Here is a 14,740-nt window from a genome sequence, read left to right on the forward strand (position 1 = left end):
GACCCGAAAACCCTCGCGTATCACGACCCGAAAACCCTCGCCGTATCACGACCCGAAAATCGACGCCAGGAACTCCCCTGTCCAGCCCAGCAACTCCCGTCCCACCAACGGCTTCCCGCCGACCTTCGCCGTCTTCGGGCGGGGCACCAGGATCTGGTGGGCGGCCGGCTTGATCACCGTACCGGGGTACAGCCGCTTCAGGCGCAGTTCCTGCGACTCCCTCAACTCCACCGGCGCGAAGCGGATGTTGTTGCCCTGGAGGACGACCTCGCCGACCTCGCAGGCGCGCGCGAGCATGCGCAGGCCCGCCACGAGGAGCAGGTTCTCCACCGGCTCGGGCAACTTGCCGTAGCGGTCGACGAGTTCTTCGCGGACGGCCTTGACGTCCTCCTCCGTGTTGGCGGAGGCGATGGAACGGTACGCCTGCAGGCGCAGCCGCTCGCCCGGCGCGTAGTCGTGCGGGACGTGTGCGTCGACCGGGAGCTCGATCTTGACCTCCAGGGGCGGCTCCTCCTGGACGCCGCCTTCCAGGGAGGCGCGGTAGTCGGCGACCGCCTCGCCGACCATGCGGACGTACAGATCGAAGCCGACGCCTGCGATGTGGCCCGACTGCTCGCCGCCGAGCAGATTGCCCGCGCCGCGGATCTCCAGGTCCTTCATGGCCACGTACATGCCCGCGCCCATCTCGGTGTGCTGGGCGATGGTCGCGAGGCGCTCGTGCGCCGTCTCCGTCAGGGGCTTCTCCGGCGGGTAGAGGAAGTAGGCGTAGCCCCGCTCGCGGCCACGGCCGACCCGGCCGCGCAGCTGGTGGAGCTGGGAGAGGCCGAAGTTGTCGCCGCGCTCCACGATCAGCGTGTTGGCGTTCGAGATGTCGATGCCCGACTCGACGATCGTCGTGGAGACCAGTACGTCGTACTTCTTCTCCCAGAAGTCGACGACGACCTGCTCCAGCGTCTGTTCCGACATCTGGCCGTGCGCGGTCGCGATCCGTGCCTCGGGGACGATCTCGCGCAGCCGCGAGGCCGCGCGGTCGATCGACTCGACGCGGTTGTGGATGTAGAAGACCTGGCCCTCGCGCAGCAGTTCGCGGCGGATGGCCGCGCCGATCTGCTTCTCCTCGTACGGGCCGACGAAGGTCAGCACCGGGTGGCGTTCCTCCGGCGGGGTGGTGATCGTGGACATCTCGCGGATGCCCGTGACCGCCATCTCGAGGGTGCGCGGGATCGGGGTCGCGGACATCGTCAGCACGTCCACGTTGGCGCGTAGCTTCTTCAGCTGCTCCTTGTGCTCGACGCCGAAGCGCTGCTCCTCGTCGACGATGACCAGGCCCAGGTCCTTGAACTTCGTCTCCGAGGAGAACAGCCGGTGGGTGCCGATGACCACGTCCACCGAGCCTTCGTGCAGGCCCTCCAGGACTGCCTTCGCCTCCTTGTCCGTCTGGAAGCGGGACAGCGCCCGGACGTTGACCGGGAACTGCGAGTAGCGCTCGCCGAAGGTGCCGAAGTGCTGCTGCACCAGCAGGGTCGTCGGGACGAGCACGGCCACCTGCTTGCCGTCCTGGACCGCCTTGAAGGCCGCGCGGACCGCGATCTCCGTCTTGCCGTAGCCGACGTCGCCGCAGACCAGGCGGTCCATCGGGACCGTCTTCTCCATGTCGTCCTTGACCTCGGCGATCGTGGTCAGCTGGTCGGGGGTCTCGGTGTAGGGGAAGGCGTCCTCCAGCTCGCGCTGCCACGGGGTGTCGGAACCGAAGGCGTACCCCGGTGCCGCCATGCGGGCGCTGTACAGCTTGATCAGGTCGGCGGCGATCTCCTTGACCGCCTTCTTGGCGCGCGCCTTGGTCTTCGTCCAGTCGGCGCCGCCGAGCCGGTGCAGCGTGGGTGCCTCGCCGCCGACGTACTTGGTGATCTGCTCGAGCTGGTCGGTGGGGATGTAGAGGCGGTCGCCGGGCTGGCCGCGCTTGGCGGGGGCGTACTCCACCACCAGGTACTCGCGGGTGGCGCCCTGGACCGTGCGCTGCACCATCTCGATGTAGCGGCCGACGCCGTGCTGCTCGTGCACGATGTAGTCGCCCGCTTCGAGGGTCAGCGGGTCGATGGTCTTGCGGCGGCGGGCGGGCATGCGCGCGCCGTCCTTGCCGGCCGCCTTCTGGCCGGAGAGGTCGGTCTCGGTCAGGACCGCCAGCCTCAGCGCGGGGTCGACGAAGCCGTAGTCGATCGAGCCGCACGCCACGTGCACCACGGAGGGACTGATGTCCGCCAGGTCGATGTCGAGGCGGGCCGCGATGCCCTCGCCGCCGAGGACCTCGACGGTGCGGGCGGCGGGGCCGTGCGCCTCGGTGACGTACACGGTGCGCCAGCCGTCGGCCAGCCAGCCCTTGGTGTCGGCGAGGGCGCGGGCGGTGTCGCCGCGGTAGGTCTCGGGGGCGTGCATACCCAGCTTGAGGGTGTCGGCGTCCAGCTCCTCGTCGGCCGCGAAGGGCGACACCGACCACCACATCATGTCCAGCTCGCGCGCCCGGTCCCGTACGTCCGCGATGGACCACAGGGACGCCGCGCCGACGTCGATGGGGGCCTCGCCGCCGCCCGCCGTCGCCGCCCATGACGCCTGCAGGAACTCCTGCGACGTCGCCACCAGGTCCGCGGCCCGCGTCCGCACGCGCTCCGGATCGCATACGACGGCCATCGAGCCCTTGGGCAGCACGTCGAGCAGCAGCTCCATGTCGTCCACCAGGACCGGGGCCAGGGATTCCATGCCCTCCACCGCGATGCCCTCGGCGATCTTGCCGAGCAGTTCGCCCAGCTCCGGGTGGGCCTCGGCCAGGGCCGCCGCCCGCTGTCGTACGTCGTCCGTGAGCAGCAGTTCGCGGCAGGGTGCGGCCCACAGGCCGTGCTCGGCGACTTCGAGGGAGCGCTGGTCGGCGACCTTGAAGTAACGGATCTCCTCGACGTCGTCGCCCCAGAACTCCACGCGCAGCGGGTGTTCCTCGGTGGGCGGGAAGACGTCCAGGATGCCGCCGCGGACGGCGAACTCGCCGCGCTTCTCGACGAGCTCGACACGGGAGTACGCGGCTGCCGCGAGCGCCTCGACGATCTCGCCCAGGTCGGCGGTCTGGCCGGTGCGCAGGGCGACCGGCTCCAGGTCTCCGAGGCCCTTGACCTGCGGCTGGAGCACGGAGCGTACGGGGGCGACGACGACGGAGACCGGGCCGGTCTCGGGGTCGTCGGGGCGCGGGTGGGCCAGGCGGCGCAGGACGGCGAGGCGGCGGCCCACGGTGTCGCTGCGGGGGGAGAGCCGCTCGTGCGGGAGGGTCTCCCACGACGGGTATTCGACGATGCCCTCGGAGGGCAGGAGGGACCTCAGCGCCGCGGCCAGGTCCTCGGCCTCGCGGCCCGTCGCCGTCACCGCCAGGACGGTGCGGGCGCTCTCGCGGGCCAGCGCGGCGATCGCGAAGGGGCGGACCGCGGGTGGGCCGACCAGGTCGACGTGCATCCGGAGTTCGCCGGAGGCGGCCCTCACCGCTTCCGCGAGTGCGGCGTCCTTGACGACGGCGTCGAGCAGACCGTGCAGGCTCATGAAGGGCTTCCCGTCCAGGGGTGGGCAACGCGAACCGCCCGGCACGTGTCACGGGCCGGGGGTCTCCAGCGTACGACGCCGGGCTGCGTGGTGCCGGGCCTGTGGATAACCCCCGGCGTCGGTGCGGGCGCCTGGGGTGTTCGCCCCCTCCGCCCCTACCCTCCCCCACTCTCGGCTTCGCTCGAGCGGGGGGACCCCCACCGTACCTGGGGGGGCTTCGCCCCCCAGACCCCCCGTATCGCGCTTCGCGCTCGTCCTCAAACGCCGGACGGGCTAAAAGCAAAAAGCAAAAAGCAGCCCGGCTCCGGGAAGCTGAAGCTTCTCGGAGCCGGGCTCTCCCCCGTGTCCCCGTGACCCCCGTCCGCGGGGCTACTCGGTGGCTATGGCGTTCAGGACGTTCATCCGGCCCGCGCGGAACGCCGGGATCAGTGCGGCGAACAGGCCCACGAAGGCTGAGCCGATGAAGACGCCGATGATGGTCGTCCAGGGGATGTCGAGGACGTTGAGGCCTTCCAGGGCGAGGAGCTTTTGGGCCGTGGCGCCCCAGCCCATGCCGAGGCCGAGGCCGAGGAGGGCGCCGAAGAGGGCGATGACGATCGACTCCAGGCGGATCATGCGGCGCAGCTGGCGGCGGGAGAGGCCGATGGCCCGCATGAGACCGATCTCCCGGGTCCGTTCCACCACGGACAGGGCCAGGGTGTTCACGACGCCGAGGACCGCCACGATGATCGCGAGGGCGAGCAGGCCGTAGACCATGTTCAGGAGCTGGCCGACCTGGTCCTTCAGTTGCTGCTTGAAGTCGGTCTGGTCGCGCACCTGGTACTGCGGGTAGGGCTCCATGGCCTTCTTCAGGGCCGCGTAGGCCTGCTTCTCCTGGCCGTCCTTGGCCGTGGCGAACATGATCTCGTTCGGCGGGATCCGGTCCGCGGGGACGTACTTCTTCATCGTCTCCAGGCTGGTGTACCGGGCGCCCTTGTCGATTGAGGTGTCGTCGTCCGTGATCGCGGCGACCTTGAGCTTCGCCGTCGCGCCGCCCTTGAAGGCGACGGACAGGGTGTCGCCGACGTTGACGTGGTGCTTGGTCGCGTAGTCCGAGCCGACCGACATGGCGTTCTTGCCATAGGCGGCCGTCAGGTCACCGGCGGTCGTCTCGCGACGCAGGTCGTCCGCGTACGACGGGTCGGCGGCCGTGATGCCGGTGTCATCGGTCGTGCCGTCCGGGGAGGTCAGTGTGGCGTCGAGGTCCTTGTAGCGGGTGACGTGCGCCAGGCCCGGCGACGACTCCATGGCCTTCTCGGCCTGCGGCACGATCCGCTGGTTGCCCTGGACGATGAAGTCCGCGCCGACCGACTTGTCGAGCTCGGAGGTCGCCGAGGCCACCATGGAGGAGCCGACCACGGAGAGGCAGGCCACCAGGGCGAGGCCGATCATCAGGGCCGCGCCGGTGGCGCCGGTGCGGCGCGGGTTGCGCAGCGCGTTGCGCTCGGCCATCCGTCCGACCGGGCCGAAGGCGCGCAGCAGCACCGCGCTGATCACCCGGACCACTCCGCCGGCCAGCAGCGGGCCGATGATGACGAATCCGATGAGGGTGAGCACCACACCGGCGCCCAGCACCAGCGAACCGTCGCTCGCCTTGTCCGCGGTGGCCGCCGAGTAGAGCGCGAGGGCTCCGGCGCCGGTGAGGACGAGGCCCAGGATGCCTCGTACGAGACCGGCCTTGCCGTCCGCCGGGGTGCCGGCGTCGCGCAGCGCGGCCATCGGGGAGATCTTGGCGGCGCGGCGGCCGGGGAGATAGGCCGCCAGGACCGTGACGACCACGCCCAGGATCAGACCGACGATCGGGGTCGTCGCCTTGACCGTGAGGTCCCGCGTCGACAGTTCCATGCCCATCGACGACATGATCTTCATCAGGCCGACCGCGAGGCCGACGCCGGCGCCGACACCGAGGATCGAGCCGAAGACTCCGAGCAGGGTCGCCTCGACCAGCACCGAGCGGTTGACCTGCTTGCGGGAGGAGCCGATCGCCCGCATCAGACCGATCTCGCGAGTGCGCTGGGCGACCAGCATCGAGAAGGTGTTGATGATCAGGAAGATGCCGACCAGGAAGGCGATTCCGGCGAAGCCGAGCATGGCGTACTTGATGACGTCCATGAACGAGCCGACGTCGCTGCGGTTCTCGTCCGCGTTCTCCTTCTGCGTCTGCACCTTGTAGGTGCCGTCCAGGGTGGAGATCACGTTCTGCTTGAGCTGGGCGTCGGTGACACCCTGCGCGGCGCTGACGTTGATGTCGGTGAACAGGCCGGTGGCGCCGAGCAGTTCGCGCTGGGCGGTGGCGGTGTCGAAGTAGACGACGGCCGCACCGGGGTTGGTCACCTTGAAGGAGGCGATGCCGACGATCCTGGCCTTCAGGTCACCGGTGACGGCGATGGTGCGCAGCGCGTCGCCGATCTTCAGGTGGTGCTTGTCGGCGGTGTCGGCGTCGACCATCACCTCGGTCGGACCGCGCGGGGCGTGGCCCTTGGTGATCTCCATCGAACGCAGGTCGTTGTGCGTCCAGTTGCCCGCGATGGTCGGGGCGCCGTTGCTGGAGCCCATGTTCTTGTTGTCGCTGTTGACGACGGTCACGTTCATCGAACTGACCGCGCCCTCGGCGGACTTGACGCCGTCCGCCTTCTTCGTCCGCTCCAGCACGGAGGCCGGCATCGACTCGGGCTTGCCGTTCTGCGGGGTGTCGCTGTTCTTCGCCGCCTTCGGCGAGACCGTGACGTCGGACGAGGTGGCCGCGAAGAGCTTGTCGAACGTCGTGTTCATCGTGTCCGTGAGCACCAGCGTGCCGCAGACGAAGGCCACCGACAGCAGGACCGCCACGGCGGACAGGGCCATGCGTCCCTTGTGCGCGAAGAAGTTGCGCATCGAGGTCTTCAGGACGGTCATGACGTACGTCCCCGGGCGTCGAAGTCCTTCATGCGGTCCAGCACCTGGTCGGCCGTCGGCTGGTACATCTCGTCGACGATCCGGCCGTCCGCGAGATACAGCACCCGGTCCGCGTACGAGGCCGCCACCGGGTCGTGCGTGACCATCACGATGGTCTGGCCGAGCTCGCCCACGGAACGGCGCAGGAAGCCCAGCACCTCCGCCCCGGCACGGGAGTCGAGGTTTCCGGTCGGCTCGTCACCGAAGATGATCTCGGGCCGGGCGGCCAGCGCGCGGGCCACCGCGACGCGTTGCTGCTGGCCGCCGGAGAGCTGGGTGGGCCGGTGCTTGAGGCGGTCAGCGAGTCCGACCGTCTCCACGACCTGGCCCAGCCAGCCCTTGTCCGGCTTGCGGCCGGCGATGTCCATCGGCAGCGTGATGTTCTCCAGCGCGTTCAGCGTCGGCAGCAGGTTGAACGCCTGGAATATGAAGCCGATCCGATCCCGGCGCAGCTGCGTGAGCTTCTTGTCCTTCAGGCCGGTGATCTCGGTCTCGTCGAGGTAGATCTGTCCGCTCGTCACGGTGTCGAGCCCGGCGAGGCAGTGCATCAGCGTGGACTTGCCGGACCCCGAGGGGCCCATGATCGCGGTGAACTGGCCGCGTGCGATGTCCACATCGATGTGGTCCAGGGCGACGACGCGGGTCTCCCCCGACCCGTATGCCTTCACGACCTGCCGCGCCCGCGCGGCAACGGCCGTACGCCCTCCAGTGCCCCCGTGCCTGGGAATGGTCACAGCCGATGTCACGGTATGTCTCCTATGTCGGTCAGTAAGCGAATGTCGTGCGGTGCGCTACGTCGGTCAGTCTGGTGTCGGGAGGGACCCCGGCGCGCTGGTGCTCAGCGCAGTCTTTTGCTGGGGATAACCCCACCCCCGCGGGTTCGGTGCACCGCCCCCCAGCGGCGTAAAGCCAGGTTAAGGACGGCGCCCGCCCCTTCTCGTCCTCCAGCGGGACGAACCCTCCCCGAGCCGTAGTAAGGAGGTACCCCTAGGGGTCCTCCACCCGTCGGTGGAGTCGTCCTCGGGGTCGCATCCACCCTTGAGCGCAGTCAGCGTCCACCCTCCCGCGACGTGAGGTTCAAGTGGCATGGTGGTCGGCGGCAGATAGATGCAGGGGGAAGGAATCCGGTGGGCCAGGGGGAGACAGAGATACGGACGGCGTCCAGCACGTCGGGCGGGTCCCAGCACACCCGTCGGCGCCGCTCCGTCGTCGCCGCGCTCATGCTCGCGATGGCGCTGGCCGCGCTCGACGCCACCATCGTGTCGACGGCTGTCCCCCAGATCGTCGGTGACCTCGGCGGATTCTCCGTCTTCTCCTGGCTCTTCTCGGGCTATCTACTCGCCGTGACGGTCACGCTGCCCGTCTACGGCAAGCTCTCCGACACCTTCGGCCGCAAACCGGTCCTCGTCGCGGGTGCCGTCGTCTTCCTGTTCGGCTCCCTGCTCTGCGCCACCGCCTGGAACATGGCCGCGCTCATCGCCTTCCGCATCGTGCAGGGCCTGGGCGGCGGCGCCCTCCAGGGCACCGTGCAGACCCTCGCCGCCGACCTCTACCCGCTCAAGGAGCGCCCCAGGATCCAGGCCAAGCTGTCCACCGTGTGGGCGACTTCGGCGGTCGCGGGTCCCGCCCTGGGCGGAGTCCTCGCGGCGTACGCCGACTGGCGGTGGATCTTCCTCATCAACCTGCCGATCGGCGCGCTCGCGCTGTGGCTGATCATCCGCCATCTGCACGAGCCGGTACGGGGGATGACGCACCGCCCCCGAATCGACTGGGCGGGCGCCCTCGCCGTCTTCGCCTGCGGCGGCGTCCTGCTGACCGCGCTGGTGCAGGGCGGGGTGGCCTGGGCCTGGCTGTCGGCACCCTCGCTGGCCCTGATCGGCACGGGGCTCGGCCTGGTCGCGCTCGTCGTGGTGGTCGAGCGGCGGGCCGCCGAACCGATCATCCCGGGGTGGGTGTGGCGCCGCCGTACGATCGCCGCGGTGAACCTGGCGCTCGGCGCGCTGGGCCTGCTCATGATCGCGCCGGCGGTCTTCCTTCCCACCTACGCGCAGGCGGTCCTCGGACTGGCCCCCATGGCGGCCGGATTCGTGCTCTGCGTATGGACGTTGAGCTGGTCGGCGTCGGCGGCGCTCAGCCAGCACGTGTACCGGCGCATCGGCTTCCGCAACACCGCGATGCTCGGCATCGCCGCGGCGACCCTGCTGCTGCTCGCCTTTCCCTTCCTGCCCTATCCGGGCAAGGCCTGGCAGCCCGCCCTGCTGATGCTTCTGCTGGGCGGCGCACTGGGCCTCTTCCAGCTCCCCCTCATCGTCGGCGTCCAGTCGACCGTCGGCTGGGCCGAACGCGGCACGACCACCGCCTCCGTCCTCTTCTGCCGTCAGACCGGACAGACCGTGGGCGCCGCCCTGTTCGGCGCGATCGCCAACGGGGTGCTGGCCGCGCGGCTCGGCGGCGCGGGGGATCTCGACTCGGTGACCCGCGCGCTGGACTCGGGGACGCCGGCCGAGCATGTGCGCCACGCGGTCGCCGACGCCGTCCACGCCGTCTACCTGGGCGCGTCCTGCGCCGCGGCCCTCGCCTTCCTCGTCCTGCTGTTCGTCGCCCCGCGCCGCTTCCCGGTCCTGAAGAACCCCGTGGACTGAGGCAGTCGTACGACACCGGGCGAGGCCGCGGCGCCTCAGCGGCCGCCTGGGTAAACGCGGGTAACACCCCAGGTCACCGAAGTAAGCGCATACCGACCGCTCGGTTTGGTGAAAGTGCAGCGCGCCCGGGATACCTGCGAGTAGCGTGCGCTGCTCACCCCCCAGCTCCCTGCGGTCCGCACCGGGCCCGAGCCACGCAAGGAGAAACGGGATGCCAGACGCGTTCTCGTCCCCCGAGCACCCACGCCCCCCTCAGCCGTACGCCCAGCACTCCCCGTATCCGCCCCCCTCATCACCCTCCTACCTGACCTACCCCTGGCAGTCCGCGCCGCCCGAACCCGCCAGAAGGCGCCTGCCGCGCCATCAGGCGCTGGGTCACCACAGCGACATCAGACTCCTGCGCGGCGCGTACCGATGGCAGCGGCGCGTCGCATCGCTCACCGCGCTCGGATACTTCACCCTCTTCCTCCTCCTGTCGGCGTTCGCGCCCTCGCTGATGACGGGCACGGTGTCCGGCGGCCTGTCCACCGGGCTACTGCTCGGACTGCTCCAACTGCCCGTCACCTGCCTGGCGATCGGGCTGTACGAGTACACGGCGCGCCGGCGCGTCGACCCGATCGCGGACCGGATCCGCAAGCAGGCCGAACTGGACGCGAAGCGGGAGGCGGCACGATGACGGGGTTCAGCAGTTCCGCGCAGGCCATGTCCCTGGTGGCGTTCACGGCGGTCGCCACCATCACGCTGCTGCTGTGCGTGATGACCGGCCCGGATGGTGACGACCTGGACGAGTTCTACACGGGGTACGGATCGCTCTCGCCGATGCGCAACGGCCTCGCCATCGCCGGGGACTACATCTCCGCGGCGACCGTCCTCGGCACCGGCGGGGTGATCGCACTGGCCGGATACGACGGTGTCGTGCTGGCCCTGAGCACCGCCCTCTCCCTGATGCTGCTGATGTTCCTGCTGGCCGAACCGCTGCGCAACGCGGGCCGGTTCACCATGGGCGACGCGCTCGCGCGACGCATGCCGGGCCGCGCGGTCCGTATCACCGCGTGCGTGGTCACCATCGTCGCGCTGCTGCCCCTGATGGTCGTCCAACTCGCGGGCACCGGTGACCTGTTGGCCTTCATCCTCGGCTTCTCCAACGACTCCCTCAAAACCGGCTGCATCATCGGACTCGGCGCGCTGATGATCAGCTACGCCGCGATCGGCGGGATGAAGGGCACCGCGCTCATCCAGATCATGAAGATCGTGATGCTGCTCGGGTCGGGCGCCGTGGTCGCCGTACTGATCCTGAACCGATTCGACTGGAATCCGGGCGCCCTTCTCGACGCGGCCGGCCGGGGCAGCGGGGTCGGCTCCGCCTTCCTCCACTCCGGCCTGCAGTTCGCGGGCGGCCCCAACCCCCGCCTGGACATGATCACTTCGGAGCTGACCGTCGTCCTCGGCGGCGCCTGCCTCCCGCACATCACCATGCGGATGTACACCGCGGGCAGCGCCCGGCAGGTGCGCCGCTCGATGTCCTGGGCGGTGCCGTGCGTGGCGCTGTTCGTGCTGGTCATCAGCGTCATCGGCTTCGGCGCCACGGCCCTGATCGGGCGCCAGGTGATCGCGGGCGCCGATCCGCAGGGCAACACGGCGTATCTGCTGGGATCCCGGGCGGCGTTCGGGCCCGACGTCTCGACGGCGGAGACCCTCCTGTTCACCACCGTCACCACGGCGATCTTCCTGACGCTGCTCGCCTCCGTCGCCGGAATGATCCTGGCCTGCGCCAACTCCCTCGCCCACGACGTCTTCGCGCGCGGCGCCCTGCTGCGCTCCCGTCGCCATGACGACGAGTTGTCACCGCGCCGCGAGATGCTGCTGGCCCGCCTCTCCGCCCTCGCGGTCGGCGCGCCGGCCATCCTGCTGGCCACGCTCGTCCAGCACCACAGCCTGCAGCCGCTGGTCACCCTCTCGTTCTGCCTGGGTGCCTCCGCGATAGCGCCCGCGCTGGTCTACAGCCTCTTCTGGCGCCGCTACACCCGCGCCGGCCTCCTCGCCACCCTCATCGGCGGCACCCTCACCGTCCTCCTCCTCATGCCCGGCACCAACCTCGTCTCCGGCTCCCCCACCTCCGCCTTCCCCAACGCCGACTTCAACTGGTTCCCGTTCACCACGACGGGCCTCGTCTCCATCCCCTTGGGCTTCGCCTACGGCTGGCTGGGGACGGTGGTCTCCGGCAGGCGCAAGTCGGAGGAACAGCGGAGGCAGTACGAGGCGGTGGAGGGGTGGATTCTGGCGGGGGCGTTGAGGAGGGGGGCGTAGGGGGCAACGGAGCGTCGGCACGAGGCCTCCTTTCCCGCCGACCGAGACGAGTGGGCGGGTGGGAATCGCGCCGCGGAGCGGCAATAAGGCGAACTGCCGCTACTCCGCCGCCGCCCGCCCCGTCAGGGTGGAAAGACTCGTCTGTACGTGGTCCATATGGGCCCGTACGTCGTCCCACCGCTCCCCATGCTCGCGCAGCACCCGCTCGGTCTCCCGAGCGATCCGCTCCGCCCGCACCCGCGCCTCGGCAAGCACCTCCGCGGCCCGGGCGGCGGCTTCCTCATCCCGGCGCCGGGATGACTCCCCGGCCTCGGCCAAGGCCCGCTCCGCCTCGGAGTAAGACGCCTCGGCACGCGCCACGAGTTCGACGTGGTGCGCGTCGAGCGCGGCCTCCCGCTCGGCCGCCTCCCGCTCGGCCTCGGCCCAGCGCTCGGCACTCTCCTTCTCCCGCTCCGCGAGCAGCCCCTCCGTACGCTGCCGCACCTCGCGCAGCGCGGCCAGCGCCTCACCGCGGTTCTCCTTGATGTCACGGCGGGTCGAGATCCGCGTCTCGTCGGCCTCGGCGCGGGCGGCGAGAAGCCGGTGCCGGGCGCGTTCCTCGGCCTCGCCGCGCACCTCGTCGGCGTACGCCTGTGCGGCCTCCCGTACCCGCAGCCCCGCCGCCTCGGCCTCCTCGACGACCCGCTGAGCCTCACGGCGCGCGTTCTCACGTACGGCGGCGGCCTCCTCCTCGACGAGCTCGAAGATCCGCCGGGCCCCCTCCCCGAGCGTCTCGTACGTCTGCGGAGCGAGCCGCGCGACGACGCCCCGCATGTGCTCCGCCTCCTCGCCCATCTCCCTGGCCAGCACGGTCAGCCGGGCGGCCCGCTCCCAGGCGGCGTCGCGGTCCCGGGAGAGCGCCGCGGCGTACGCGTCGACCTGCTCGGGACGGTAACCACGCCCCCGTACGGCCAGGAAACCGTGCGGCGACACCGATGCGCTGCTCATCCTTGGACCCCTCTCCACCTGGACACCCGACATGGCGATGCCGAAATGTAGATTTCGCGCGTTTTGATGATTTCGCGCATATCTTGGTGGATCACAAGGAAGTGTTCATAACGCGACACTCCGCTCACCCATCCGGGCACGGATACGTCATTTGAGATCAGACGCCGGAATCGCGGCGTCATCGCGGAGCGCGGAGAAGAGCTGTTCGGCCTTCGTACGGTCCCACTCGACGACCTCCCCGACCCCGGGCACGCCCCTCTCCGGCCCCACCGGAACCGTCGTCGCGGCCCCCGCGCCGCCCGCGCGGTTCTTCAGCGCCAGCCCCATCCGCGCCAGGTCCCGCACACCCGTCCCGTCGTCGACGGTCAGCGCGTCGTCGACGGCTCCGAGGAAGGGGATCAGCCGCCACGGCGGCAGCAGCACGGACACACTCGCCCCCTTCCGCGCGACCGCGCTCACCACCTGACGCTGCCGTTTCACCCGCCTCAGGTCCCCCGCCGGACCGGCGTCCCGGACACGGACGTACGCCACCGCCCGCGCGCCGTTCATGTGCTGACACCCGGCCGCGAAATCGGCCCCCGCGTCGCGCAGACCGCCCGCCGGTACGCAGACGGTCACACCGCCGAGCGAGTCGACCATGTGCACGAGGCCCAGGAAGTCCGTCTCGGCGTAGTGGTCGAGGCGCAGCCCGGTGGCCTGCTCGACGGTGCGTGTGAGGAGTTTGGCGCCGCCGAGCGCGTATGCGGCGTTGATCTTGTTCTTGCCGTGTCCGGGGATGGAGACGTACGAGTCCCCCGGGATCGACACCAGATACGGCCCGCTGTCCCCGTAGTGCAGGACCATGATCGCGTCGATGCCCACCAGCAGCCAGTCGGCGCCGGGATCCGCGCGCGGTGCACCGGCGTACGTATCGAACGCGTCCGTGTGCCTGAGGCGCGAATCACCCCAGAAATACAGGCTGACGGCGTACAGGGCGACCAGCAGTACGAGGCCGAGCAGAGCGAGCCCGACCCTGCCCCACAGCCCTGAGGGCAGCGGAGGCAGCCACCCGCGTCGGCGCCGCTCGTCGCTCCGCGCTCGCCCAGTCCTCATGACCGCATGATCGAGGCGCCCGACCCGTCGCGCAGGTCGAGCGCCTCGTCCGTACCGACGACTTACGCCGTCACGCCGTCACACCGTCGCCCCTAGAGCAGTCCGTCCCACATCTGCTCCAGCAGCACCGACCACCAGCTCTCCGGAGAGCCCAGGGCCGCCGGGTCGAGGGAGGCGAGCTGAGCCTGGAAGTCGACCGTCCAGCGGCCCGCCTGCTCCTGGTTGAGGCCGAAGCGCAGCCGCCACATGCGGCCGAGCAGGGCGAGGCAGCGCGCGAACTCGGGCAGCCCCGTGTTCACGAACTGCGGCGGCACGGAGGCTCCCCCCGGTCCGGCCTCCACCGGCACCGCGACGATGCTCGCCGTGCCGTACTGGACGCAGATCGCCTTGCCGAAGTCGCTGCCCATGACGAGGTACGAGCCCGCGTCCGGGGCCGGCTGCACCCCGCGCTCCTGCGCCAGCTCGGCGAGCGTGGGCACCGGGCGGCCCGGCTGGGCCTGCGCCCAGAAGAACGGGCCCATGTCCATCGGCAGTCCGGCCACCACCAGCGTGTGCGCCACGATGTTGGGCACACCCTGCCGCGACACCGCCGCCTGGTCGAACCGGAACACCCCGGGCCCGAACGCCGCCGCCAACTCCTGCCCGATCGCCTCCGGCGGGATCGGCGGCGCGGGCTGCACCGGCGGAATCGGCGCCCGCACCGGCGCCGGACGGGCCGGCCCGTCCGCCACCTGGTGCAACTCGCCCTGGTGCGCGAGCAGCTGGTGCATCCCCTGCTGACGGCTCGCGTGATCCGTGCCGTACGGCGCGATGCTCACGATCCGCGCCTGCGGCCATGTCTCCCGGATCATCCGCGCGCAGTAGGCGCCCGGCAGCTCACACGACTCCAGCTCCGTGTGCAGCTCCAGCACCTGCTGCGGCGGCACGTTCATCGCCCGCAGCTCGTGCAGGATCTGCCACTCCGGGTGCGGCGTACCCGGCGCTGAACGCCGGATCAACTGCTGCTCCGAGCCGTCCTGCGCCCGGTAGCGCAGTACGGCCTGGTAGCCGGGGCCGACGGTCGGCTGCCCCGCCTGGGGATAGCCGTACGCCGGCGGCTGCTGCCCGGGGCTACGCGGGCCGGGGACCGGCGGGGGGGCGCCCCGAAAAATGCCCGGGGGGTG

General features: G+C 70.6%; 9 protein-coding genes. 3 read left to right on the top strand and 6 right to left on the bottom strand.

Annotated features, from left to right (window positions below):
* Positions 1 to 45: 45 nt before the first annotated feature.
* From mfd to AB0D27_RS13635, 3 genes are all read right to left on the bottom strand, one after another.
* Complete coding sequence (gene mfd, locus AB0D27_RS13625; RefSeq protein WP_362506691.1) at positions 46 to 3,576, bottom strand: transcription-repair coupling factor; 3,531 nt, start codon at positions 3,574 to 3,576, stop codon at positions 46 to 48.
* Positions 3,577 to 3,945: 369 nt separating this feature from the next.
* A complete protein-coding gene (locus AB0D27_RS13630) occupies positions 3,946 to 6,510 on the bottom strand; it encodes an FtsX-like permease family protein (RefSeq protein WP_362506694.1) in 2,565 nt (854 codons plus the stop codon).
* Entirely contained in the window at positions 6,507 to 7,295 is a 789-nt protein-coding gene (locus AB0D27_RS13635; protein WP_362506697.1) for an ABC transporter ATP-binding protein, read from the bottom strand. The genes AB0D27_RS13630 and AB0D27_RS13635 overlap by 4 nt, the downstream gene beginning before the upstream one ends.
* Positions 7,296 to 7,697: 402 nt before the next feature.
* Here AB0D27_RS13635 and AB0D27_RS13640 point away from each other — a divergent pair, with 402 nt between their 5' ends.
* From AB0D27_RS13640 to AB0D27_RS13650, 3 genes are all read left to right on the top strand, one after another.
* The gene (locus AB0D27_RS13640; protein ID WP_362506745.1) at positions 7,698 to 9,191 is read left to right on the top strand and encodes an MFS transporter; all 1,494 of its coding nucleotides are present in this window, start codon (positions 7,698 to 7,700) and stop codon (positions 9,189 to 9,191) included.
* A gap of 211 nt (positions 9,192 to 9,402) precedes the next feature.
* Complete coding sequence (locus AB0D27_RS13645; RefSeq protein WP_362506700.1) at positions 9,403 to 9,867, top strand: DUF485 domain-containing protein; 465 nt, start codon at positions 9,403 to 9,405, stop codon at positions 9,865 to 9,867.
* On the top strand, positions 9,864 to 11,498 hold the full coding sequence (locus AB0D27_RS13650; protein ID WP_362506703.1) for a cation acetate symporter: 1,635 nt from the start codon (positions 9,864 to 9,866) through the stop codon (positions 11,496 to 11,498). The genes AB0D27_RS13645 and AB0D27_RS13650 overlap by 4 nt, the downstream gene beginning before the upstream one ends.
* Positions 11,499 to 11,597: 99 nt before the next feature.
* Here the strand turns inward: AB0D27_RS13650 and AB0D27_RS13655 are convergent, their stop codons facing one another.
* From AB0D27_RS13655 to AB0D27_RS13665, 3 genes are all read right to left on the bottom strand, one after another.
* The gene (locus AB0D27_RS13655; RefSeq protein ID WP_362506706.1) at positions 11,598 to 12,485 is read right to left on the bottom strand and encodes a cellulose-binding protein; all 888 of its coding nucleotides are present in this window, start codon (positions 12,483 to 12,485) and stop codon (positions 11,598 to 11,600) included.
* Positions 12,486 to 12,632: 147 nt separating this feature from the next.
* Positions 12,633 to 13,577 carry an LCP family protein gene (locus AB0D27_RS13660; protein ID WP_362506709.1) on the bottom strand — a complete coding sequence of 315 codons (945 nt, stop codon included), beginning with the start codon at positions 13,575 to 13,577 and terminating at the stop codon, positions 12,633 to 12,635.
* Between the two features lie 92 nt (positions 13,578 to 13,669).
* Positions 13,670 to 14,740 (bottom strand): SUKH-4 family immunity protein (locus AB0D27_RS13665; protein ID WP_362506712.1); only part of this gene is annotated, 1,071 nt, incomplete at its 5' end.

It is taken from the genome of Streptomyces sp. NPDC048415 (genome assembly GCF_040651675.1).
In the GTDB taxonomy this organism is placed as follows: domain Bacteria; phylum Actinomycetota; class Actinomycetes; order Streptomycetales; family Streptomycetaceae; genus Streptomyces.